21 protein-coding genes are annotated in these 21102 nt (G+C 33.6%); 4 read left to right on the plus strand and 17 right to left on the minus strand.

Going from position 1 to position 21102, the window contains the following annotated elements:
* Nucleotides 1-113: 113 nt before the first annotated feature.
* The 9 genes from DNC80_RS01790 to DNC80_RS01830 all read right to left on the minus strand — a co-directional run bounded on the left by DNC80_RS01790 (nucleotide 114) and on the right by DNC80_RS01830 (nucleotide 8560).
* The gene (locus DNC80_RS01790) at nucleotides 114-533 is read right to left on the minus strand and encodes a DUF2452 domain-containing protein (protein WP_158728946.1); all 420 of its coding nucleotides are present in this window, start codon (nucleotides 531-533) and stop codon (nucleotides 114-116) included.
* A 247-nt stretch (nucleotides 534-780) separates the two neighbouring features.
* Complete coding sequence (locus DNC80_RS01795) at nucleotides 781-2034, minus strand: murein hydrolase activator EnvC (RefSeq protein ID WP_182648709.1); 1254 nt, start codon at nucleotides 2032-2034, stop codon at nucleotides 781-783.
* 24 nt (nucleotides 2035-2058) lie between these two features.
* On the minus strand, nucleotides 2059-2844 hold the full coding sequence (locus DNC80_RS01800; RefSeq protein WP_182648711.1) for a DUF4292 domain-containing protein: 786 nt from the start codon (nucleotides 2842-2844) through the stop codon (nucleotides 2059-2061).
* Complete coding sequence (locus DNC80_RS01805; protein ID WP_182648713.1) at nucleotides 2844-4193, minus strand: lipopolysaccharide assembly protein LapB; 1350 nt, start codon at nucleotides 4191-4193, stop codon at nucleotides 2844-2846. The genes DNC80_RS01800 and DNC80_RS01805 overlap by 1 nt, the downstream gene beginning before the upstream one ends.
* Nucleotides 4194-4307: 114 nt before the next feature.
* Nucleotides 4308-5318 carry a sugar phosphate nucleotidyltransferase gene (locus DNC80_RS01810; protein WP_182648715.1) on the minus strand — a complete coding sequence of 337 codons (1011 nt, stop codon included), beginning with the start codon at nucleotides 5316-5318 and terminating at the stop codon, nucleotides 4308-4310.
* A gap of 108 nt (nucleotides 5319-5426) precedes the next feature.
* Nucleotides 5427-5861 carry a dUTP diphosphatase gene (gene dut, locus DNC80_RS01815; RefSeq protein ID WP_182648717.1) on the minus strand — a complete coding sequence of 145 codons (435 nt, stop codon included), beginning with the start codon at nucleotides 5859-5861 and terminating at the stop codon, nucleotides 5427-5429.
* Between the two features lie 219 nt (nucleotides 5862-6080).
* Nucleotides 6081-7547 carry a lipopolysaccharide biosynthesis protein gene (locus tag DNC80_RS01820; protein WP_182648719.1) on the minus strand — a complete coding sequence of 489 codons (1467 nt, stop codon included), beginning with the start codon at nucleotides 7545-7547 and terminating at the stop codon, nucleotides 6081-6083.
* A 129-nt stretch (nucleotides 7548-7676) separates the two neighbouring features.
* Complete coding sequence (locus tag DNC80_RS01825; protein ID WP_182648721.1) at nucleotides 7677-8105, minus strand: hypothetical protein; 429 nt, start codon at nucleotides 8103-8105, stop codon at nucleotides 7677-7679.
* An 11-nt stretch (nucleotides 8106-8116) separates the two neighbouring features.
* Nucleotides 8117-8560: a GNAT family N-acetyltransferase gene (locus tag DNC80_RS01830; protein WP_182648723.1), complete on the minus strand. Its 444-nt coding sequence runs from the start codon at nucleotides 8558-8560 to the stop codon at nucleotides 8117-8119.
* A gap of 362 nt (nucleotides 8561-8922) precedes the next feature.
* Here DNC80_RS01830 and DNC80_RS01835 point away from each other — a divergent pair, with 362 nt between their 5' ends.
* A complete protein-coding gene (locus tag DNC80_RS01835) occupies nucleotides 8923-9486 on the plus strand; it encodes a Crp/Fnr family transcriptional regulator (RefSeq protein ID WP_182648725.1) in 564 nt (187 codons plus the stop codon).
* 93 nt (nucleotides 9487-9579) lie between these two features.
* Nucleotides 9580-10647 carry an SDR family oxidoreductase gene (locus tag DNC80_RS01840; protein WP_182648727.1) on the plus strand — a complete coding sequence of 356 codons (1068 nt, stop codon included), beginning with the start codon at nucleotides 9580-9582 and terminating at the stop codon, nucleotides 10645-10647.
* 143 nt (nucleotides 10648-10790) lie between these two features.
* Here the strand turns inward: DNC80_RS01840 and DNC80_RS01845 are convergent, their stop codons facing one another.
* Together DNC80_RS01845 and DNC80_RS01850 are read right to left on the minus strand one after the other, a co-directional pair.
* Complete coding sequence (locus tag DNC80_RS01845) at nucleotides 10791-12491, minus strand: S8 family peptidase (protein ID WP_182648729.1); 1701 nt, start codon at nucleotides 12489-12491, stop codon at nucleotides 10791-10793.
* A gap of 127 nt (nucleotides 12492-12618) precedes the next feature.
* A complete protein-coding gene (locus DNC80_RS01850; RefSeq protein ID WP_182648731.1) occupies nucleotides 12619-14334 on the minus strand; it encodes an AraC family transcriptional regulator in 1716 nt (571 codons plus the stop codon).
* A gap of 377 nt (nucleotides 14335-14711) precedes the next feature.
* Between DNC80_RS01850 and DNC80_RS01855 the strand changes: the two genes are divergently transcribed.
* Entirely contained in the window at nucleotides 14712-14879 is a 168-nt protein-coding gene (locus DNC80_RS01855) for a hypothetical protein (protein ID WP_182648733.1), read from the plus strand.
* Nucleotides 14880-15686: 807 nt separating this feature from the next.
* The gene (locus DNC80_RS01860; RefSeq protein ID WP_182648735.1) at nucleotides 15687-15938 is read left to right on the plus strand and encodes a hypothetical protein; all 252 of its coding nucleotides are present in this window, start codon (nucleotides 15687-15689) and stop codon (nucleotides 15936-15938) included.
* 59 nt (nucleotides 15939-15997) lie between these two features.
* Here DNC80_RS01860 and atpG read toward each other — a convergent pair whose 3' ends face one another.
* The 6 genes from atpG to atpB all read right to left on the minus strand — a co-directional run bounded on the left by atpG (nucleotide 15998) and on the right by atpB (nucleotide 21047).
* Nucleotides 15998-16858 carry an ATP synthase F1 subunit gamma gene (atpG, locus tag DNC80_RS01865; RefSeq protein WP_182648737.1) on the minus strand — a complete coding sequence of 287 codons (861 nt, stop codon included), beginning with the start codon at nucleotides 16856-16858 and terminating at the stop codon, nucleotides 15998-16000.
* Between the two features lie 70 nt (nucleotides 16859-16928).
* Nucleotides 16929-18506 carry a F0F1 ATP synthase subunit alpha gene (atpA, locus tag DNC80_RS01870; RefSeq protein ID WP_144889987.1) on the minus strand — a complete coding sequence of 526 codons (1578 nt, stop codon included), beginning with the start codon at nucleotides 18504-18506 and terminating at the stop codon, nucleotides 16929-16931.
* Between the two features lie 38 nt (nucleotides 18507-18544).
* Nucleotides 18545-19078, minus strand: a complete 534-nt coding sequence (gene atpH / locus DNC80_RS01875) for an ATP synthase F1 subunit delta (RefSeq protein ID WP_182648739.1) — start codon at nucleotides 19076-19078, stop codon at nucleotides 18545-18547.
* A 4-nt stretch (nucleotides 19079-19082) separates the two neighbouring features.
* Complete coding sequence (locus DNC80_RS01880; RefSeq protein ID WP_182648741.1) at nucleotides 19083-19574, minus strand: F0F1 ATP synthase subunit B; 492 nt, start codon at nucleotides 19572-19574, stop codon at nucleotides 19083-19085.
* Between the two features lie 80 nt (nucleotides 19575-19654).
* Nucleotides 19655-19855, minus strand: a complete 201-nt coding sequence (gene atpE, locus DNC80_RS01885) for an ATP synthase F0 subunit C (protein WP_031453874.1) — start codon at nucleotides 19853-19855, stop codon at nucleotides 19655-19657.
* Between the two features lie 40 nt (nucleotides 19856-19895).
* Nucleotides 19896-21047, minus strand: coding sequence for a F0F1 ATP synthase subunit A (gene atpB / locus DNC80_RS01890; RefSeq protein WP_220485191.1), 1152 nt, complete (start codon nucleotides 21045-21047; stop codon nucleotides 19896-19898).
* Between the last annotated feature and the right edge of the window lie 55 nt (nucleotides 21048-21102).

Consider the following 21102-nt stretch of genomic DNA (forward strand, 5'->3'; position numbering starts at 1 on the left):
AAAAAGGGAGTCCAAAATATTATATTTTGGACTCCCTTTTTTTATGAAGAAGTATAAACTAATTTAAATACTATACAAACATTTAATATGGCTCTTATGGCACGCTTACAGCATTAAAACAAACTAGAGCTTGCATCATGCAACACTATCCATTTCTTGTCACTATTGAGCTTAAAACTACCTATGTGCTCTTTGTTCCACTCATTAGGACCTATTAAGGACAGGAAATTCACTCCTTCGGCATCTCTATATAAATGATAAATTTCGCCTATTACAGGTTCAAAGGAAAATTTGGCACTATAGACTAATTCATTCCACTCATACTCTTGCATTAACTTTTCGTACTGTAATTTGAGTTCGTTAAACTTATTCCCGAGTTCTTTGTTTACATTATCAATTCCTCTGCTTTTCCAGGAAACTACATCATCAACACGTATAGCTGGCGCACCTACATTAGTAGCATACGGCAATACATTAGCATTGAATCCTTTTTCTTGATTGTAAACAACGTTATCTGGTTTCTTATTTTCCATGTTTTTTATACTTTTCAACTCTTCAAATTACTATTTTTGACGGTTGTGTCTTATTATTTGGGGTGCCAAAATAAATTTCAACACCTATGTTTGTTTAATATTTTAGATGCAAAGTTAAACAAAATTCACAAATCTACCATGCAAAATTGAAACTTACCAAAAATAGTTACGATCAATTAACTGTAACAAAAAAACACTATTGATTTCCTAGGATTTCAATAGTGTTTTTATAAAATTTAAAAATAATTTATCTTGGTGAAAGCCAGCCCTCAGGATTATTATAAGTTGTATTTTGAAGTATTAAGAATTTAATTATGGTTTTTCCCGTTTCACCATTCGTACGTACCCTTCCTATACTTTGCTTGATGCTTACTTTATCACCTTTACTCACAGAAACGGAACTTAAATTTTGGTACACCGTAAAATAATCTCCATGTTGTATCATCACCGCTTTATTTACTGGAGAGATTACAATAACACTTGTTACTTCTCCACCAAAAACGGCTCTTGCATTTGCTCCTTTATCAGTAGTAATTTCAACTCCGCTATTGTGAACCGTGATGGTATTGAACATAGGATGCGTTTGATTTCCATATCCTAGTGATATGAACCCTTTCTCAACAGGATAAGGAAGTCTACCTCTATTTGACCTAAAATTATCGGCGATTATTTTTGCCTCAGGAGTTAATTCAATTTTTGATGATGATACAGCCGCTTTTGATACTGGAGCACTAGGATTAGCTTTTGCTTTTTCTAATGCTGCTTTTCTGTTGGCCTCGGCAATTGCTTCTCTAATTAACCTATTGATTTGCCTGTCAATGGTTCTGTACTCTTGCTGACGCTTTTTAATTTCTTGCGCAATCTTGTTCTTGTCTTTTTTAATAGAATTCACTAACTTGAGTTGCTCTTGTTTTTCTTTTTCAAGAGACAAACGTTCCTTTTCATTTTCGGCAATCAACTTTTGTTTGGCCGTTTTTTGAATGTCTAATTTCTGATTGTAGTCTGCTAATTTATCGGTTTTTGTTTTTATTTCTTCCCCTTGCATTTTTCTATAACCGGTATACTGCTTCATGTATTGCGCTCTTTTATACGCTTGAAGAAAATTTTCAGATGATAGTAAAAACATAGCTCTACTCTCAGAAGAACGACTTTTATAGGATTTCACAATCATTTTTGCGTAATCCTCTTTTAGAATTTCAAGCTCTTTTTTAAGTTTATTAATCTGAACTTGATTAATATACATGTCATTTTTTAGCAATTTAGTTTGCTTTTCGGTGGTATTAATTAATTTCTCCTTGAGCTTAATTTTTGTACTCTGAATCACTACTACATTTACCGCAGATTTTTCTTTTTTCTTTACGGTTTGTAATAACTTTTCGTTTTCTTTAATTTCTTTTTGAATTTGTGCTTTGCGTTGTTCTAATTTTTCTTGTTGTGATTCTTGACTCCACAACAATGAAGTCATACAAATACAAATTAGGCTTAGGATAAATTTTGGCATGAGATAAAAAATATTTTTGCTAATTTACTTAATTAAAATTCTTTTGTACCCATTTGGTACACTATATGGAAAAGAAAGTTCCTCATTAAAGGAAACCGAATTGTATTCTAAATTGATTTCTGTACTTCCTTTTTTCTGAAAAGTATTGATCAGTAAGGCTGTAGGTAGTTTCATATTGTCATACTCTTTGCTTCCTAGATAGGCTACTTTTATCATACGCTCTTCTTTAGGTTGCGTAATTTCTTGTTTTTGAATTAAAAACTGATTGCTGTCTAAGAAAAATGATTTTTGTGTGTTTTCATTTGTTACAGCATCTAATCTATAGCATTGATCTAAAATTGTTTCGGTGTATTTGCCTTTTCTCAAATCATCAAGCGCCTGACCTAACAGCAGGTTTTGAATTTTAGAATAATCTAAATCTGTTCCTAACCATTGGCTTAAGCTGCTAAAATCACCTTCAAAATAACTATTATTTATTTTTTCATAATAACTCACTGTGGTAGGAGTTATCAAGGCTTTGGCCATAGTGATTCCTAAAAAACGAATGCTTACTAGAATTTGCTCGTCTTTCTTGATTCGTATTTCGGCGGTTACATTTTGAGTTTGTTTGTCGTCACTATACCGTGCACTAGATTTGATGTACAGGGTTGAAAAATCGGTTTTGTTGTTGTAATGGTTTTCAATAATTTTTTTGGCCGTCATGACATTTGTCTCAACAAGAGGCTCTTTTACTGTGGCTACAGCAACGGCCTTAGATTTACAAGAAACCATTACAAGCGCCAATAAAACCACATATATTCCTTTTTTCATTACTTTTTTTCTTTTAATAATTGATTTGCTTTTGAGAAAAATAAATCTTTTTTCTTAAAATCACCTAGACCATTATAGGCTTCTCCTAGTTGCTTATTAAAATTGATTTCAAGTTCCTTATTTTCTACTACATAATCCATGCCCATTTCTAAATAGTCCTTTGCTTTCTTGAATTGTTGCAACTGGTTGTACGCTAATCCGGCGTAAAAGTAAAACTGTGCTTGTGACGGATAGGTTTCTATCAAAGATTCGGCTTTGGGTGCAAGGCTACTAAAATTTTTCTGCTCCACGTACGCCTGAAACAAAAGTAAATTAGTCTCAAGGACATCACCCAATCCTCTTTGAGCTGATTTTTCATAATATACTACTGCCTTATCCCACTGCTTTTTATTTTGAAAAAATTTCCCAATTTCTTTGTTTACATCCACACTCGTATCATTATTAAACGTGGCGACTGCTTTTTCTAAATCAGGTGCGTACTGTGGATTTTTTTGTGTGAAAATTAAAAATTCATTTAAGATTCTATGCTTGATTTTTGAGTCAATTTTAGAACTTCCTAGAACCACATTCATTGCCGTAATGGCTTTTTGAGCATCATTGCCGTCAAGGTATGTTTTAAACAAACTGACTTGCGCCCACTCTGAATTTGGAATTGCTTTTTCTAACTTTTTTACAATTTCAAATGCTTTTGCATCTTCATTGTTCTTGGTATACAAAAAAATAAGACTGATATAATTGGATTCCTGCTGCGGATATTTGACAATTTGTTCTTCTAGATTATTGATTTCTAGATTTTGATATTTTCCTTGTGCCAAGATCTGGCTTTTGTACAATTCTCTTCTATCTGTTTTTCCTACTGTTTCATTGAGTTCTTGAATCAGTGCCAACGCTTTTTCAAACTGATTGGTACCCATATAAAGTGACGTTAAATCTTCTTTATACTTAGGGTCAAATTCTATCAATTTATTAATTATTGTTATACCTTGGGTAAAGTTTTTAGTTTCATAACTTACATCATACATCCCTATCCAATACCATCTGTTTTTAGGATCAAGCTTGGTAGCCGTTTCAAATGAGGTATAGGCATTTTGATAGTCTTTTAAAGCTAAATAATTTTTGCCCAGCTCAAAATAAACGGTTGCATCATTAGGTTTAAATTTATCAGCTTTTTCTAGAGCAACAATTGCTTTATCATAATTCTCAATCCCTTTTTGAAGTAACGATTCATAAAAAAGTTCTTGAAATTGATCTGTATCAAGCTTGATTTCTTCGGGTTCTGTTTGTGCGCATAGAAATGCCGGGAATACTAAAATTCCAAGTATAAAAAGTAAAAAAGCTTTGTTTTTCATATCTTATTACAACTCAATTATATCACAATTAGTACAAAAACCACATTGATTATTTTTGCCAGCGTTTCACAATTTAAAAAAATTCTTAAAACCTGTAAAACGCTGGTGCTTTTTTTATTCTAAAACAGAATAATCCCCAATACTGATGCTGGTAAAATTACCGTCAAAACTAGCGTAATTACCAATCATGGCATTGTCTAAAACGGCATTTTTTATATGCGAATGCGTTTGTACCAAACTGTTTTTTACCGTACTATTTACAACATGACAACCGTCACCAAGGGAAACATTTGGACCAACAGTAGCATTAATCAACACTACGTTTTTACCAATATAACAAGGTGGTATAATAGTTGCGTCTTCTAGTTTTACACTTTCATCAACTAAGGATTCACCATCATTATGTAAAAATCCTAACATTCTAGAATTGGTTTCTACAGTCACGTTTTTGTTTCCGCAATCCATCCACTCCTCAACTTTACCAGGGACAAATTTCATGCCTTTGGCCATCATTTGTTTTATTCCGTCATTGATTTGGTATTCGCCTCCGTGAATGATGTTATTGTCCAGTACCAACTGCAATTCGTTTTTAAGTACTGCAATATCTTTGAAATAGTAAATCCCGATAACCGCTAAATCTGAAACAAAAGTCGCTGGTTTTTCAACCAACTCAACGATTTCATTGTTCGCATTTAATTTTACCACACCAAAAGCTTCTGGTTGGTCTACTTGTTTTACCCAAATTACACTATCAGCAGTTGTGTCTAAGTCAAACTTGGCACGTATTAAGGTGTCTGCGTAGGCAATTACCGCTGGTCCGCTCAAGGAATCTTTGGCACACATAATGGCATGACCTGTTCCTAAGGCTTCGTTTTGGTAATAAATGGTTCCTTTGGCACCTAGTTTTGCAGCTATTGCCAAAAGTTCTTCTTCCACTTTTTGACCAAAACTTTCATGAATGATAAAAGCTACTTCGTCAATTTGTTGATTTAAAACTCCTGCGATGTCTTCAACCAAACGGTGTACGATTGGTTTGCCGGCAATAGGGATTAATGGTTTAGGAATGGTTAATGTATGTGGGCGAAGGCGTGATCCACGACCAGCCATAGGAACGATTATTTTCATATGAGCCCCCTAACCCCCGAAAGGGAACTACTACTAGGGGTGAGTAGGATTTAAATTTATATTCTTCTATTTGTAATTATAAATTCCCCCTTAGGGGGTAAGGGGGCTTTACTTTACTCCCGTACTACCAAAACCACCTTCACCTCTAGAAGTTTCTGATAATTCTTGAACTACAGACCACTCGGCGCGTTCGTGCTTTGCGATAACTAATTGCGCTATGCGTTCCCCGTTTTGAATGGTAAAATCTTCATTGGATAAATTTACTAAAATTACTCCAATTTCTCCACGATAATCTGCATCTACAGTTCCGGGTGCGTTCAGTACGGTTACGCCATTTTTTGCGGCTAGTCCGCTACGTGGTCTTACTTGTGCTTCGTACCCAATAGGTAGTTCTATAAAAAGACCTGTTTTTACGATAGTTCGTTCTAGTGGTTTTAAAGTAATTGGGTCTGTGATATTGGCTCGTAAATCCATTCCTGCCGAGGCGATGGTTTCATAGCTAGGCAAGTCGTGTTGTGATTTGTTGATGATGTTGATATTCATAATGTATTTGTTTGAGCTAGTTTTCAGGATCAGATAGTCTTTTTTAGGAAGTGCGCTTTTTTAGCCGTGACCGAAGTGGAAAGCCTTTTTTTATAAAATTGTATTTTTTTCGAGGGTGAAAAGAGCGACTGCAAGAAGCTCCTTTTGAGCCGTAGAAAAAAACAATTTTAGGAAAAAGCTTGAAACGAAGGGCGCGATAAGCTCCTAGAAAATTTGATACTACTTTGCTTTACGTTTTAGTATTTGGGTTAATAATTCTTTTTCGTTGTGGTATATAAAATAAAGGAACAGTAGCAATAGCGGGATTCCTACGAAATAATTCTCCCGGAATCCGTAAAATGAAATCGCTGAAAAACCGATTGAAATTATGAGATACATAAAAATTTTACGGCTGTCATACGGTATGGGGTAATATTTGTTTCCGAAATAATAAGAGATGGTCATCATGCTACCATAAGCGGCTATGGTGGCTATGGCCGATCCGTAATAACTCATGGTTGGAATTAGCAGGCAATTGAGCGCTAGTGTGATGATGGCTCCTACGATTGAGATGTAAGCACCTACATACGTTTTATCAATGAGTTTGTACCAAACGGAAAGGTTGGTGTAGATGCCTAAGAAAAAATTAGCCAAAATAATTAATGGCACTACTTTCATGGCTTCCCAATAGGACTCGTCCTGAATCATGATTACCTTTAAAACATCGGCAAAAACGATAACGGAGAGTAATATGAACGACCCAAAAATGACAAAATATTTGGTTATTGTGGCATAGGTTTGTGGTGCATCTTTACTATGAGCATGGCTAAAAAAGAAAGGTTCGATACCTAAGGTGTAGGCCGTACGGTACAAGACCATAAACAAACCGAGTTTGTAACAAGCGGAATATACGCCCACCTCTGCATCGGCAATATTGGCTGGTAGTAGTTCTCCCAATAAAATTTTGTCAAACTGATCGTTGATGGCAAATGCGAGTCCAGCTACCATAATAGGCATTCCGTATTGCATCATGCGTTTCCAAAGCTGGAAATCAAAATGCCATTTTAGTTTTAAATAATCAGGTGACAATACTACAAAAGTGAGCAAACTGGATACAATATTTGACACAAAAATATAGCCTATTTGATATTCTTCTTGGTATAATGTACTAAAAAAATGACTCGGATTTGACTTTGCAAAATGTGGCAAGTACACTAGGAATAACAAATTAAGCAAAAGATAGACTGTTACGTTTCCTATTTTTATAACGGCATACTGCAACGGTTTTTGTTGTACTCTTAACTTAGAAAAGGGAATTATTACTAGCGCATCTAGTACAAGAACCCAAATGGTATAGGTGATGTATTGGACATCTATATTTGACCATAGGGCTAATTTATTGCGAAACAGTAGCGCTAAAAATAGAAAAGATAAGGAGGTCCAAAAGATAGATACTGAGGCAGTTTCTAAAACCGATTTTTTATTGGTCTCCTTGTTGTAAAACCTAAAAAAAGCAGTTTCCATACCATAGGACAAAACAACATTAAAAATAATAAGCCAAGCAAAAATCATAGACACTTTACCAAACTCTTCTACAGGTAGGTATTTTGTGTACAAGGGTACTAAAAAAAAGCTAAACATCCTGGGAATAACCGTGGCTAGACCGTAAATAGCTGTTTGTTTAAAAAGACTTTTATATAATCCCAAAATGGTATGTGTATTAAAATTAAAGCGACAAAAATAAGAAATTCTTTGCTGCAATTGCTTGCGGTGGTGTTTTGTTTTAGTCTACCACCCGCTTGATGTATAGCCTTTCTAAAACGGTTCTTATTTAAGCTATTGCTGGATTACCACGTTTTTTATTTTATAAAAATACGTTTTGTGATTTAATTTATATTCTAAAACGGCTTGGTTAGGTTCTAGCTTAAATTTGGGTTGGTGTATTGCGGGTGCTTTATTGCCATATTCTTTGGCTGGATCTACGTCCAAAATAAGATCAGTGGTTGCTGCAGTGGCTTTCAAGATTCCTGTGAACGATAACTGTGAAGCACTTTGCAAGGCTGCGTGTTGCTTGTTATAATGAAATGAAATGAGTTCTAAATTTGCTAACAATGGTTGATCAAACTCTATAAAAAAAGTGTTTTTTTGGACAAATGTTTTTTTTATTTTTTGAGGAAAGTGCGATTGAAAATCTTGATTTGTTCCACAAGAGATAAAACTACATACGAACACTAAAAATAGGATATTTACAAAGCTTGTTTTCATACCAATGCGTTTTAGCTTAAACCGTCTTCGTTAATAATTTTTAAAAAATGAAATCCTTTAGGCGCGTATCCTTGATTGTAATAAAACCGATGTGCTGTAAAATTACCTGTAAAAGCATCGAGTACAATCATGGTACAGCCTGTTTCTCTGGCTACTGCATCTACATAATCAGTCATTATTTTACCTATTCCTTTTGAACGATGATCTGGATGTACAATAAAATTGTCAATTTCTAAATATTTACCAGACCACAATTTTGTCCCAGACCACAATCCCGAAGTTCCCACACAAACACCATCTTCATAGACTGCTATTTGCCTGTAGTTGTGCGGAATCATCTCGGTGAGATACGCATCGTATTTTTCTAGGGTAAATGTTGGGTACAAAAAACGCATCACCTCAATGTTAGCTAGCATTTCCTGTTTAGTAGTCAGTTCTTTAAGTTCTAATTTCATATTTGCTTTTCAAAAATGTAAAATTAGAGAAAAAGGAATGAGATTAAAAGTGATGATGGGATGAATTTTTGAGAAATCTAATCGAAAATTTTAAAATAAATAAGTGATATCTATAACGTAACTCTTGAAATAACAGCTTACAGCTTGCATTCATGGCTAAAATTATATTTTTTAAAATTATGATTTTCAATAATTTACAAATAAAGATTCATTAAAATTAAAAAACTGCTACTTGTAAAATCATAAACCTTGTTTAGTAAAATAGCAGACTTTATTTCCTAATATTTGTGCGATGTTTATCTCCTGCTATTTAAATAGACTATTTTAAGTGTATTTTTACCTAAACAGTAAGAAACATCCAGATGCAAGAAATTTTAAAAAATCAAATCGATAAAATTGTACCATTAACGGATGCTGAGTTTCAAGTGGTACTTTCTTATTTTTCAATAGGAAAGTACAAAAAACACCAATATATTCTGCAACAAGGAAACTCAGTTCCTTACGTTCATTTTGTTGTAAAAGGATTGCTCAGATCATTTTATTTAGACAAATCAGGCAAAAGTCATATTTTACAATTTGCAATGGAAGATTGGTGGATCACGGATAATCAAGGTTTTTATAACGAACAAAATGCTACATTAAACATTGATTGTTTAGAGGATGCACAAACTTATTACATTTCGCTAGAAAACAGAACTAAATTATGTAGCGAGCTACCAAAAATCGAATTCTTTTTTTTACAAAAAATGACAGCAGGTTCTATTGCACTTCAAAATAGGGTTCTTTCACTAATGAGCAAAAATTCAGAGGAGCGTTATACTCAATTTATTCAATTATATCCAAACTTGATTCAGCGTCTTTCTAAAACTTTAGTAGCCTCCTACCTCGGAATTTCTCGAGAAACCTTGAGCAGACTCTCACATTAATGTGATCTATGTCACTTGTTTTATGTGATATAGATCCTTTGCTTTCCTATTTGTATTGATGAATTTTGTGTCTACAAATTTAAAAATACGTATATGAAAAATATAGCACTTGTAGTGGGAGCAACCGGAATAACGGGAAGCGCACTCTCTCAGCAACTAATAAACAAAGGTTGGACAACATATGGATTAGCCCGCAACCCAAGCGAAGACATTACTAAACTGCAACCCGTAGTTGCCAATCTATTGGATCTTGAGAGTTTAAAACTAGCTTTGCAAGATATAACGCCTACGCACGTATACATTACAACGTGGATGCGTCAAGATTCTGAACTCGAAAACATACGAGTTAACAGCTTAATGATTCGGAATTTATTAGATGTTTTATCTCCTAAAAAATCAGTTCAACACGTAGCTTTAGTAACAGGACTCAAACATTATCTAGGACCATTTGAGGCTTACGCCAAAGAAGGTTTTTTGCCCGAAACTCCGTTTAGGGAAGAACAACCGCGTTTAGACATCGATAATTTTTATTACGCACAAGAAGATGAAGTCTATGCTGCTGCTGCTCGAGATGGATTTACGTGGAGCATTCACCGTCCACATACAGTAATTGGAAAAGCAGTTGGAAACCTAATGAACTTGGGTACAACACTTGCTGTCTATGCTAGTATTTGTAAAGCAACTGGCAAACCATTTCAATGGCCAGGTTCAGAGGCGCAATGGAACGGACTTTCAGATGTGACTGATGCTGAAGTATTAGCAGCACATTTAATTTGGGCTTCTACAACTGAGCAAGCATTTAACGAAGCTTTCAATGTAGTCAATGGCGACTTTTTTCGATGGAAATGGCTTTGGAAAAAAATAGGAGATTCGTTTGGACTCGAAGTAAAAGGATATGATGGAACTACACATCCTCTGGAACAACAAATGCAACAAGATAGCGAAGTTTGGAAAAAAATCGCTGCTGATAATGGGCTTAAAGAAATGGATCTTCACCAACTTGCTTCGCCTTGGCATACTGATCTTGACCTAGGTCGACCTATAGAAGTAAATACAGATATGTCTAAAAGTAGAAAACTAGGTTTTCTCGTTTTTAAAAATACCGAAGATTCCTTCTATGAACTTTTTGCAAAACTTCGTTTGGACCGTTTGATACCTTAGGTTGAAGATGCAAGTTTAATAGCGTTAATCTAAAAAAGGGATTTGCAACAGGATATGAACTGCCCCCAAATAGTTAGACACTATTTGGGGGTGATTTTTTGGAAAAAAGTCAACAAATAAAATAGACAGGAGTTATAAATTCTTTACTTTTTACTCACTTTTTCTGCTAGTTCCATCGCTTTATAAACATTTAATACTTTACCTGATTTAGAGAGTTCAGAAAATTTAGCTTTTTTACCCTCACCACCAGGGATCAAAACCTCGATTTCATAAGCCGTTCCGGATTCTAGAATAATTTGCTTCACTTCCTTTGCCGTAAGTTTAGGAAAATACGACCAAATCAAAGCCGCTGTTCCAGAAACCATAGGTGCTGCTAGTGAAGTTCCTGAATCATACGCATAACTATTTCCAGCTGTAGCGGTATAAATTTTATCTCCAGGAGCAAATAAATCCAAATTTTTTTTACCGTAATTAGAGAATTCAGACACAAAATTACTATCTATTTTTTGAGATATTGAACCCACTGTTATAAAATTTTCTACAACTTCATCTGGGTTTTCGTAATCAACATCACTAGGATAATATGGATTTTCATCAACATTAAAACCATTATTCCCTGCAGCATGAACCAGCAAAACATTATGCTTTTCGGCATATTTATAAGCGTCTATTACCCATTTTTTATGCAAAGAAAATTCTTTTCCAAAAGACATGTTGATGACTTTCGCTCCATTATCAACTGCGTAACGAATTGCTGCAGCAATATCATTATCATGTTCATCGCCATGGGAAGAAATAACTATTGGCATAATTTTGACATCTTGTGCTATACCTTTTATTCCTATACTGTTACTCCTATTTGCTCCAATGATACCCGATACCATTGTGCTATGATTCTCTTCCAAACTTTTAAAAAAAACGGTTGTGTTCACGTTATTATTTCCACTTACTTTCTTTAAAAACTTTTGCTGATCTTCATTTAATCCTCTATCCTTGTACTCTATGCTTAAGGACTTATTTACTATTGAATCAAGTAGCATTTCTTGTTGCTTTATATCTTCAAAAGTTCTCTGACCCACCTCTAGACTTACCATCATGTAAAAAATTAATGCTCCTAAATCTTTGTCATTATCATTGCGTCTCTTACCATAACTTTTATCATTTATTTTGTACTTATTATACAGACTATCTAATTGTTGGTATGTATAGTCTTCTTGTGGGAAAAAATGTTTTAAGGTGTCCTTTACCAATGGAAATACATCAACGTGATGCCTTAACGATTTTAACCAATTCTTATAAAATTTATTTTCGTCATCAAGAAGCTTATGTGCTCTTTTAAATTCTAGATATTTATGTTTTTCTTGAATAACAATTTCTGATTCTGTTTTATCTTTAAATAAAGACCCCCACTCATCCACAATTCGAACAAATTCGTATCTATTCCACACGACCGATCCTCCATTTTTATAACCTAGAAAATTCCAACCATTCCTATCATCCACATAACCATTGCCATCATCATCCACTCCATTATTTGCAATTTCTTTTGTGTTGATCCATATTTGATTTTGTAAATCTTCGTGTTTTAAATCAATTTTAGTATCAATAACTGCTACAATTATTTCCTTTGCTTTTGATACTTTTTTATTTTGTTTATACCATTTATCTAAGGAAATACCTGGAATGCTGTCCTGCAGCTCGTCTTTTTGAAACCAATTATTTAATAAACCATCTTGCTTTGTGGTGAGTAAATTACTGCTAGTCGTGTTCTCTTGAGAAAAACAGTTTACAAAATTTGAAATAAAAAGAAAACAAGTAAAATAATAAAGCGGTAATAATTTCATAGTTAAGGTAATTTTAATGGTTCAAATGTATTAAAGTTGAACGATTCCTGTAAATAGAAATGTAAAGTTGTTACTGGAATTCCGTGAATTCCGATACCTAAAATTCTATTTACTTATTTTAAGACTATTAACTATGTCTCGTTTTACTTAACTCTTTGATAAAAAAGCTAGGCTTGATTTTATACTTTTTATAAAAAGCAGCCGAAAAGGCTTCCGCCGAATTAAAACCAAACTCAATTGCTAAGGAAGCTATGGTATAATTTTGCAAAACAGGTTGTGCTTGCAATTGCAAAACTGCTTCATTTACTCGGAGCTCATTGATGTATTGTACAAACGTTTTCCCTTTTTGTTCATTGATAACTTTAGACAAATATTTAGTATTGGTGTTTAGTTGCAAAGCCAGTTTTTGAATAGAAATTGTGTTTTCTATAAAGCCTTTATCGTTTTCAAATACTGTTAATTTTTCCAGTAATTCAAGTATTATTTCATCTGATAAACTCTGTTGTACTTGGTTTTCTTTTGCATCATGCGTGGTAGACTGTGTTTCTAGAACAGTACTATTTTCTGCTATAGGTATGGCTGGATTCAGAATTGCTTCAAATCGATTTTGGTGTTGTTTTTTTAAGTAAAATTGGTAGCCAATCAATCCTACCACGCCCACAACTAAAACTACAATCCATATATAAGAAGCAGACTGCTTTTTTTCCAAAGATTGTATTAAGGCTTCTTTCTCTGCAATTAAGTGCGGGGTATCGTACTCATCGCGCAAAACTTTACTCAAGTGTTTGTAATTTTTTTGTAGCACACTATCTATTTCCATGTAGGTTGTTAAGTATTTTAGTTGATTCTGCTTATCTCCAGTCTGCTTATAATACTCAATCAAATAAGAATAACCTCCTACAAATTCTGGTGTAATTTTTTTTCTAACGCGGTACATAGAATCCACTTTTATAAAATTTTGAACCGCCAATAATTTATCTCCTAAACCTACATAAGATCTTCCTAAATAAAAATACGAAGCTAGCACATTTCCCGTGTTTTTTACTTTGATTAAACCTGGCAATGCTTTATTGATACTATCTAGAGCAGCTCTAAAATTTCTTTTATCTACTTGATTGGCTCCTTCATTCAAAGTAAACATCAGCTGGTATCGTTTGTTTTTAGTAATCGTAGCTTCTTTGTAGCCTAACTTATTATAAAACGTAGTTGAGTCTGTTTGCTTCAAAGACTTATGACAATCTGCTAATCCAAATATTGTGTTTTGAAACCAATAGGAGTAATAATCCCCTCGATAATCTTTCGTTTTGTAATATTTATAGTTTTCATGGTACAATTGTAACGCTTCCTCTACTTCCCCCATTTCTTCGGATTTCGTGGTCCCAATATAGTCTCGAACTACATAATAATAATCAATATTTGTTTTTAAGGCGACTTGTTCTGCCAAGTTAAAATTTAGCAATGCTTCATCAAATTTACGTAAGTCTACTAGTAGTCCCGCTTTCTCACAATAGGCGGCTGCAGGAAAAAATTTGTTCGGTTCTATTTTTGAATATTTTATTACACTATCAAGATATCTAATGGCTTTGAGTGGTTGATCCTCGTAATAAAGAATAGCGTATAAATAATAGCCTCTAGCTTTTCGGATTGCTTTATTCTCTTTTTTAGATTTCTCTAGATATACTTTAGCCCACGCTAATTGCTTTTTAGCATTTCCTTCAACTTTAAAATAATTATTATCAATAGTATCGTACGACAGTAAAGATTTATCAGATATCGTTTGCGACCATAAAAAGAAAGGAAACAGTACCAGAAGCACTATTTTTAAAAATTGTTGGTTAGTCATTGTCGTTTGGTTTAGTGCAAAAGTAGATTATATAAATTAAAATGCTGTAAAAAACTACATTTCTAGGTTAATTGTATTGTGTTGATTTTCATTATTTTAAAAATATAACTTATCGGAATTCACGGAATTCCGATAACAAGTATTTGCACATCCTCAACAACAATCCTAGTTTTGACCTCAGAAATGAAAAGCATTAAAAAATAAAACGATAGTCAAAAATATAAGCTTTATCAAAAAAAGGGAATAATTCAGCTGGTAGGTAACCCTTAAAAAAAATACAGAGCATGGAGTTTATAAAGCTACGATCTCCATTAAAAAATGAGCATAAAAGTTCTCGAGAAACTTTTTTAAAAAAAGGATTTTAAAAAAATGAAAAAATGAATTTACAACCATTTTTAGATCAATTAAATAGTGCAAAAGTAAAAACTATAAAAGAAACTATTTTCACTGCACTTTTTGTGCTTATTGCTGCATCAGTTGAGATAATTTCTGATTGGGCTAATTTTATGGCTGGACTAATGGGAACAATACCATACGATACCTAACAAATGAAACTACCCAAAAACTTTTATTTATTCTTTGGAATTTTCTTTACCATAAACTTAATTTATTCCTTAATTGAGATCAGAGACACCTACGGATTATTCTCTTTCCCAGTTAATATTTGGGTATACAGAGGCTATAGATTGTTTATCGCTTTAGTGTTTATAAAAATATATTTTAAAATGAGAGTCAACGATATGACAAAACTAAATCAATAAAAATAAGTTCTGACTTCAAGTACCTAAAACCTACAAAATTTATCTGAAAAGTCTATCTTTTCAGTTACTACTAGTATACTGAAGTTTAAAAGCCTCATCTAATGAAATACTTTATTACTCAAACGTTGCAAAACATACTTCTAATTGTGTTCATTTTACTTATCCGAAATTTTTTTAAAGATGAAAAAAACAACGACATCTACAAAGTATTGGACTTAGAACACATATTTTTAATCCTCTTTTTTTCAGTGGCACTAGCCAGCTATGAAACATACAAAAAGATGCGATCAGACTCAAAAAAGGAGCTGAATCCATAAACTTCATTTTAGATCTATCCTATATGACCCTATAGACTTTGAAGTTAAATTAATCTTATACATTAAAATTCATATAGAAATATTTCCTTTTTCACATCTAAAGAATCCTAATAAAATCGTAAAAAAATACTACACATAAAATGATCACACTACTACTGAAAATAATCATACTATACTTAAAACTAGTCGTGAATTTTATTACAGAAACTTTAAGCTAATTAACGAATTGGCATACTATTTGAAATATAATTATAGCTATTTCAGTACAAAAAAAATGAAAAAATACATCTTCTTTTCGATATGCTTCTCCGTATTCACTACAACATCTTACGCCCAAAAAAAAGGTAAAACTGCTTTACCTGAAATAGAAAAAACAGTAAATACAAATCCCTGGCAAAATATAAAAACAGTAAAATATTCTTGGTTAGAGACTATAGATAAAAAACAAATTGACTCCATTATGGGAACGTCCCTAGTCATCACAAGTACAGAAAAACCATTTAAAACATTCAAAAAGAAGAGCTAACCACAAAAAAAAGAGCCAACGTTATGTTGGCTCTTTTTCTATTTGTGTGTAAATAATTACTATCCTTTTAAAGCTTCTGCTCCACCTACAATCTCCAAGATTTCATTGGTAATTGCAGCTTGACGTGCTTTATTATAAGTCAATTTCAATTGATTTCTCAATTCCGTTGCATTATCAGTTGCTTTGTGCATTGCTGTCATACGTGCTCCATGCTCAGAAGCAAAAGAATCACGGATGCCTTTATACAATTGTGTTTTTAATGATTTTGGAATCAAGGTCAAAACAATTTCTTCTTTTGAAGGCTCAAAAATATAATCACCTGGAGCAACAACAACATCTGTTTTCAGAGCTGCTAAAGGCAAGAACTGTTCAGTTTGGACAATTTGTGTAGCAGCATTTTTAAATTGGTTGTAGATCAACTCAATTTTATCATACTCACCAGCAACAAATTTAGCCATCAACTCATCAGCAATCTTTGCAACATTATCAAAAGTAAGATCATCAAAAACAGTACTATAATTTGCAACTACAGGCAAAGTTTTGCTTAAAACGTCATTTCCTTTTTTACCTATTGCAAAAACATCAACTTGTTTTCCTGCATAAAATTCAGAACGACTTTTAGCTTCTTTTATAGCATTGGTGTTAAAAGCTCCAGCTAAACCTCTATTTGAAGTTACTACAACTAATAATACCTTTTTAATGTCGCGTTGTGTGGTATATTCACCACCAGCATCACCTTCTAATGTAGCAGAAAGATTTTGTAGCAGTTCTGTCAATTTTTCGGCATAAGGGCGCATAGCTGTGATTGCATCTTGTGCTTTCTTTAGCTTTGCTGCAGAAACCATTTTCATTGCCGATGTTATTTGCATCGTAGATGAAACGGAAGTAATTCTATTACGGATTTCCTTTAAATTTGCCATTTTGTGTATAGTGAAATGTGAATCGTAAAAAGTGAACAGTTATACTATTCACTTTTCACTTTTCACTAAATTAGTTATATTTTGCTGATAATTCTTTTGCAACAGTTTCAATTACATCTGTAATTTCGTCAGTCAATTTTCCTGCTTTTAACGCATCAAGAGTTCCTCTGTGTTTAGCGTTTAAGAATTCTAAGAAATCTTTCTCAAATTCTCTAACTTTAGAAACAGGTACGTTTTTCAACAAGTTTTTTGATCCTGCATAAATAATAGCAACTTGATCTTCAACAGTATAAGGATCATTCAAACCTTGTTTTAAGATTTCAACGTTTCTTTTTCCTTTTTCAATTACGTTTAAAGTAACAGCATCAAGATCAGAACCAAATTTAGCAAACGCTTCCAATTCACGGAATTGAGCTTGATCTAGTTTTAAAGTACCAGCTACTTTTTTCATTGATTTAATTTGTGCATTTCCTCCAACACGAGATACCGAAATACCTACGTTAATCGCTGGACGAACCCCTGAATTAAACAAATCTCCATCTAAGAAAATTTGACCATCTGTAATCGAAATTACGTTTGTTGGGATGTATGCAGAAACGTCACCAGCTTGAGTCTCAATAATTGGTAAAGCAGTCAATGAACCACCCCCTTTTACAATTGATTTCAAAGAATCTGGCAAATCATTCATGTTTTTAGCAATTCCGTCATCAGCAATTACTTTACAAGCACGCTCTAATAAACGACTGTGTAAGTAAAAAACGTCTCCAGGATACGCCTCACGTCCCGGTGGTCTTCTTAATAATAGAGAAACCTCACGGTAAGCAACAGCTTGTTTAGACAAATCATCATAAACAATTAAAGCTGGACGACCTGAATCTCTAAAATATTCTCCAATAGCAGCACCTGCAAATGGAGCATAAACTTGCATTGGAGCTGGATCAGATGCATTAGCTGCAACAATCACAGTATACGCCATAGCACCTTTTTCTTCTAACATCTTAGCAATTCCTGCTACAGTAGAAGCTTTTTGTCCAATAGCTACGTAGATACAAAATACCGGTTTCCCAGCATCGTAAAATTCTTTCTGATTTAAGATGGTGTCAATACAAACAGTTGATTTACCTGTTTGACGGTCACCAATAACTAGCTCACGTTGTCCACGACCTACTGGGATCATTGCATCTACTGCTTTGATACCTGTTTGTAATGGCTCAGTAACTGGCTGACGGAAGATAACTCCAGGAGCTTTTCTTTCTAATGGCATCTCGTATAAATCTCCACCTATTGGTCCTTTTCCATCAATAGGAAAACCTAGTGTATTAACAACACGACCTACCATTTGTTCTCCTACTTTAAGAGAAGCAATACGTTGTGTTCTTTTTGCAGTAGATCCTTCTTTGATTCCTGTAGATGGTCCTAAAAGTACCACACCCACATTGTCTTCTTCAAGGTTCAATACAATAGCTTCAAGTCCGTTTTCAAATTCAACTAACTCACCATATTGCACATTTGAAAGCCCGTAAATACGAGCAATACCGTCTCCAACTTGAAGTACAGTTCCTACTTCCTCTAGTGTAGCACCAGATTCAAAACCTTCTACTTGCTTTCTTAATATTGCTGAAATTTCAGCAGGTTTAATTTCCGCCATCTTAATTTATAATTTAGACACTTAATGTGTAATAAAAATTAGTTACTTAATTCTCTTTTTAAAACTTGTAATCTGTTTGCAACAGAAGCATTGTACTGCTTGTCACCTATTCTAATAATAAAACCTCCTATAATAGCAGGATCTACCGTATTGATAATTGTAATTTTCTTATCAAACAAAGTAGCTATTTTAGCTAAAACTTTGGCCTCTAAAGCTTCATCCATAGGAACAGCAGTAGTAACAGTTGCTACTTCAACTCCGTTCATTGTGTCAAACAAACCATTGTATTCTAATGCAATAGCACCTAGAATTTCAAATCTTTTGTTTTCAAATAACAAATGAAATAAACTTTTAGTCACAGAATTTGCATCAGCAAAAACCTCTAGTAAAGCACTTTGTTTTTGATCAACTTTTAAAGTTGGATTTTCAATAAAGTTTTTCAATTCTAGATTTTCTGTAACAGTCAATGCAATAGTTTTCATATCAGCATTGACAGCATCAGCCACACCTTTTGACTGTGCGATTTCTAAAATTGCTTTCGCATAACGAATTGCTGCTCTAGTTCCTGACATAATGTTAGTTTAATTTTACGTCTCCTAACATGTTCTCAACTAGTTTAGTTTGAGCCTCTTTGTTAGATAATTCGCTTTTTAATAATTTCTCTGCAATGTCCAAAGATAATGTAGAAACATGAGATTTCAATTCAGCCATTGCTGCATTTTTTTCTGCTGCAATAGCAACTTTTGCTTGCTCAATCATTCTAGCACCTTCTGCTAGCGCATCAGCTTTAGAATCAGCAATCATTTTCTCTCTCATTTCACGTGCTTCTTTTAACATAGCATCACGCTCTAAACGCGCTTCTTGTAAAATACGCTCATTACTAGCAGTAAGATTTCTCATTTCAAGACGAGCAGACTCAGCAGATGCTAATGCATTGTTGATAGATTCCTCACGACTTTTTACAGCTCCTAAAATAGGACCCCAAGCAAATTTTTTGAGAAGCAAAAAGAAAACTACAAAAATAATTGTGGTCCAAAATATTAAACTTTCTGGTGAAGTTAATTCCATATTCTTATATATTTAATAAAATTATTTTTCAATAAAAAAACTTCCTGTAGCCAACCGCTACAGGAAATTTTAGATTTCAATTATTTTGCGATTAACGCAACTACTACTGCGAAAAGTGCAACACCCTCAATAAGTGCAGCAGCGATAATCATAGCAGTTTGGATTTTTCCAGCAGCTTCTGGCTGACGAGCGATAGCATCCATTGCAGAACCACCAATTTTTCCAATTCCTAGACCTGCTCCGATTACTGCTAATCCAGCTCCAATTCCAGCTAATACCATAATAGTAAATTTATATAGTTAATAATTAATAAAACTCAAATTAATGATGGTCATGTTCAGCAACAGCCTGACCAATAAACAATGCTGATAACAAGGTAAATACATACGCTTGCAAAGCAGCAACTAACATTTCTAGAACGCTCATAAACAAAACAAAAGCTCCAGAAATTGGCGATACCCACGCAGTTTCAAAAATATAAATTAATGAAATTAAACTCAAGATAATGATGTGACCTGCTGTAATGTTTGCAAATAAACGAATCATTAAAGCAAATGGTTTTGTAAGCATCCCAATGATTTCTACAGGAATCATAATAGGGTACAATGCTTTAGGTACTGGTGGCGTTAATATGTGTCCCCAATAATCTTTATTACCACTTAATGTTGTTACTATAAACGTAATAAATGCTAATACAAAAGTAAAATAGATATTACCCGTTAAGTTAGAACTGAATGGAAAAAACGGAATTAAACCAATTAAGTTATTGATCCAGATAAAAAAGAACACGGTCAATAAATAAGGCATGAACTTCGCGTATTTTTTTGTTCCAATATTAGGAATTGCGATTTCGTCTCTAACAAAAGTTACAAGTGGCTCTAAGAAACCAGCAATACCTTTTGGTGCCATTTGGTTTTTATTGTAAGAACGTGCAACCAATAAAAATAAAATAAACAAAACTATAGCCGACATGAACATTGAAAAAACATTCTTAGTTATTGAAAAATCAAGTGGTCTTGCATCAAATTCAAAAGCACCATTTTTTTTCTGGTCTGCAGTAAGAGTTTCAAATTTATCTGCGTAATAAATTACTTCATTGTAACGAACTAATTTTTGACCGTTTACATCAATTGCATGGTGAGCTTCATTATCATGGTGAAACTGCTCTGATGAAAAAATTTCTAAACCAGAATTAGTCCATAAAATTACAGGCAAGTAAAATGTTATAGGATGACCATTCCAATCAGCAATATGAAATTCATGAGAATCTCCAATGTGATCATTAATAAGTTCTGTAGCATCAAACTTTTTTTTCTCAGAATGACCCGATTCTCCATGTGGCGCTGCAATTGTAGCTGCACTTTCAGTATGGTTTTGAAGACTATCCGCGCTTTCATTTGCGAAAGTAACCAATGGCATACACGCTAGAAAAGTTACTAACAGGAATTGAAGTGATTTTTTTGAAATTACCATTATTAATTGAGTATCTGATTTAACGTTTTTAAAATTTTTTGCAAAGGTACATATT

It is taken from the genome of Flavobacterium sp. SOK18b (assembly GCF_014156605.1).
Classification (GTDB): domain Bacteria; phylum Bacteroidota; class Bacteroidia; order Flavobacteriales; family Flavobacteriaceae; genus Flavobacterium; species Flavobacterium tiangeerense.

Bases quoted from the DNA above. Each gene is read 5' to 3' on its own strand.
- DNC80_RS01790 (WP_158728946.1), bottom strand. From the start codon at position 533: ATGGAAAATAAGAAACCAGATAACGTTGTTTACAATCAAGAAAAAGGA.
- DNC80_RS01795 (WP_182648709.1), bottom strand. From the start codon at position 2,034: ATGCCAAAATTTATCCTAAGCCTAATTTGTATTTGTATGACTTCATTG.
- DNC80_RS01800 (WP_182648711.1), bottom strand. From the start codon at position 2,844: ATGAAAAAAGGAATATATGTGGTTTTATTGGCGCTTGTAATGGTTTCT.
- DNC80_RS01805 (WP_182648713.1), bottom strand. From the start codon at position 4,193: ATGAAAAACAAAGCTTTTTTACTTTTTATACTTGGAATTTTAGTATTC.
- DNC80_RS01810 (WP_182648715.1), bottom strand. From the start codon at position 5,318: ATGAAAATAATCGTTCCTATGGCTGGTCGTGGATCACGCCTTCGCCCA.
- dut (WP_182648717.1), bottom strand. From the start codon at position 5,861: ATGAATATCAACATCATCAACAAATCACAACACGACTTGCCTAGCTAT.
- DNC80_RS01825 (WP_182648721.1), bottom strand. From the start codon at position 8,105: ATGAAAACAAGCTTTGTAAATATCCTATTTTTAGTGTTCGTATGTAGT.
- DNC80_RS01830 (WP_182648723.1), bottom strand. From the start codon at position 8,560: ATGAAATTAGAACTTAAAGAACTGACTACTAAACAGGAAATGCTAGCT.
- DNC80_RS01835 (WP_182648725.1), top strand. From the start codon at position 8,923: ATGCAAGAAATTTTAAAAAATCAAATCGATAAAATTGTACCATTAACG.
- DNC80_RS01840 (WP_182648727.1), top strand. From the start codon at position 9,580: ATGAAAAATATAGCACTTGTAGTGGGAGCAACCGGAATAACGGGAAGC.
- DNC80_RS01845 (WP_182648729.1), bottom strand. From the start codon at position 12,491: ATGAAATTATTACCGCTTTATTATTTTACTTGTTTTCTTTTTATTTCA.
- DNC80_RS01850 (WP_182648731.1), bottom strand. From the start codon at position 14,334: ATGACTAACCAACAATTTTTAAAAATAGTGCTTCTGGTACTGTTTCCT.
- DNC80_RS01855 (WP_182648733.1), top strand. From the start codon at position 14,712: ATGAATTTACAACCATTTTTAGATCAATTAAATAGTGCAAAAGTAAAA.
- DNC80_RS01860 (WP_182648735.1), top strand. From the start codon at position 15,687: ATGAAAAAATACATCTTCTTTTCGATATGCTTCTCCGTATTCACTACA.
- atpG (WP_182648737.1), bottom strand. From the start codon at position 16,858: ATGGCAAATTTAAAGGAAATCCGTAATAGAATTACTTCCGTTTCATCT.
- atpA (WP_144889987.1), bottom strand. From the start codon at position 18,506: ATGGCGGAAATTAAACCTGCTGAAATTTCAGCAATATTAAGAAAGCAA.
- atpH (WP_182648739.1), bottom strand. From the start codon at position 19,078: ATGTCAGGAACTAGAGCAGCAATTCGTTATGCGAAAGCAATTTTAGAA.
- DNC80_RS01880 (WP_182648741.1), bottom strand. From the start codon at position 19,574: ATGGAATTAACTTCACCAGAAAGTTTAATATTTTGGACCACAATTATT.
- atpE (WP_031453874.1), bottom strand. From the start codon at position 19,855: ATGGTATTAGCTGGAATTGGAGCTGGATTAGCAGTAATCGGAGCAGGT.
- atpB (WP_220485191.1), bottom strand. From the start codon at position 21,047: ATGGTAATTTCAAAAAAATCACTTCAATTCCTGTTAGTAACTTTTCTA.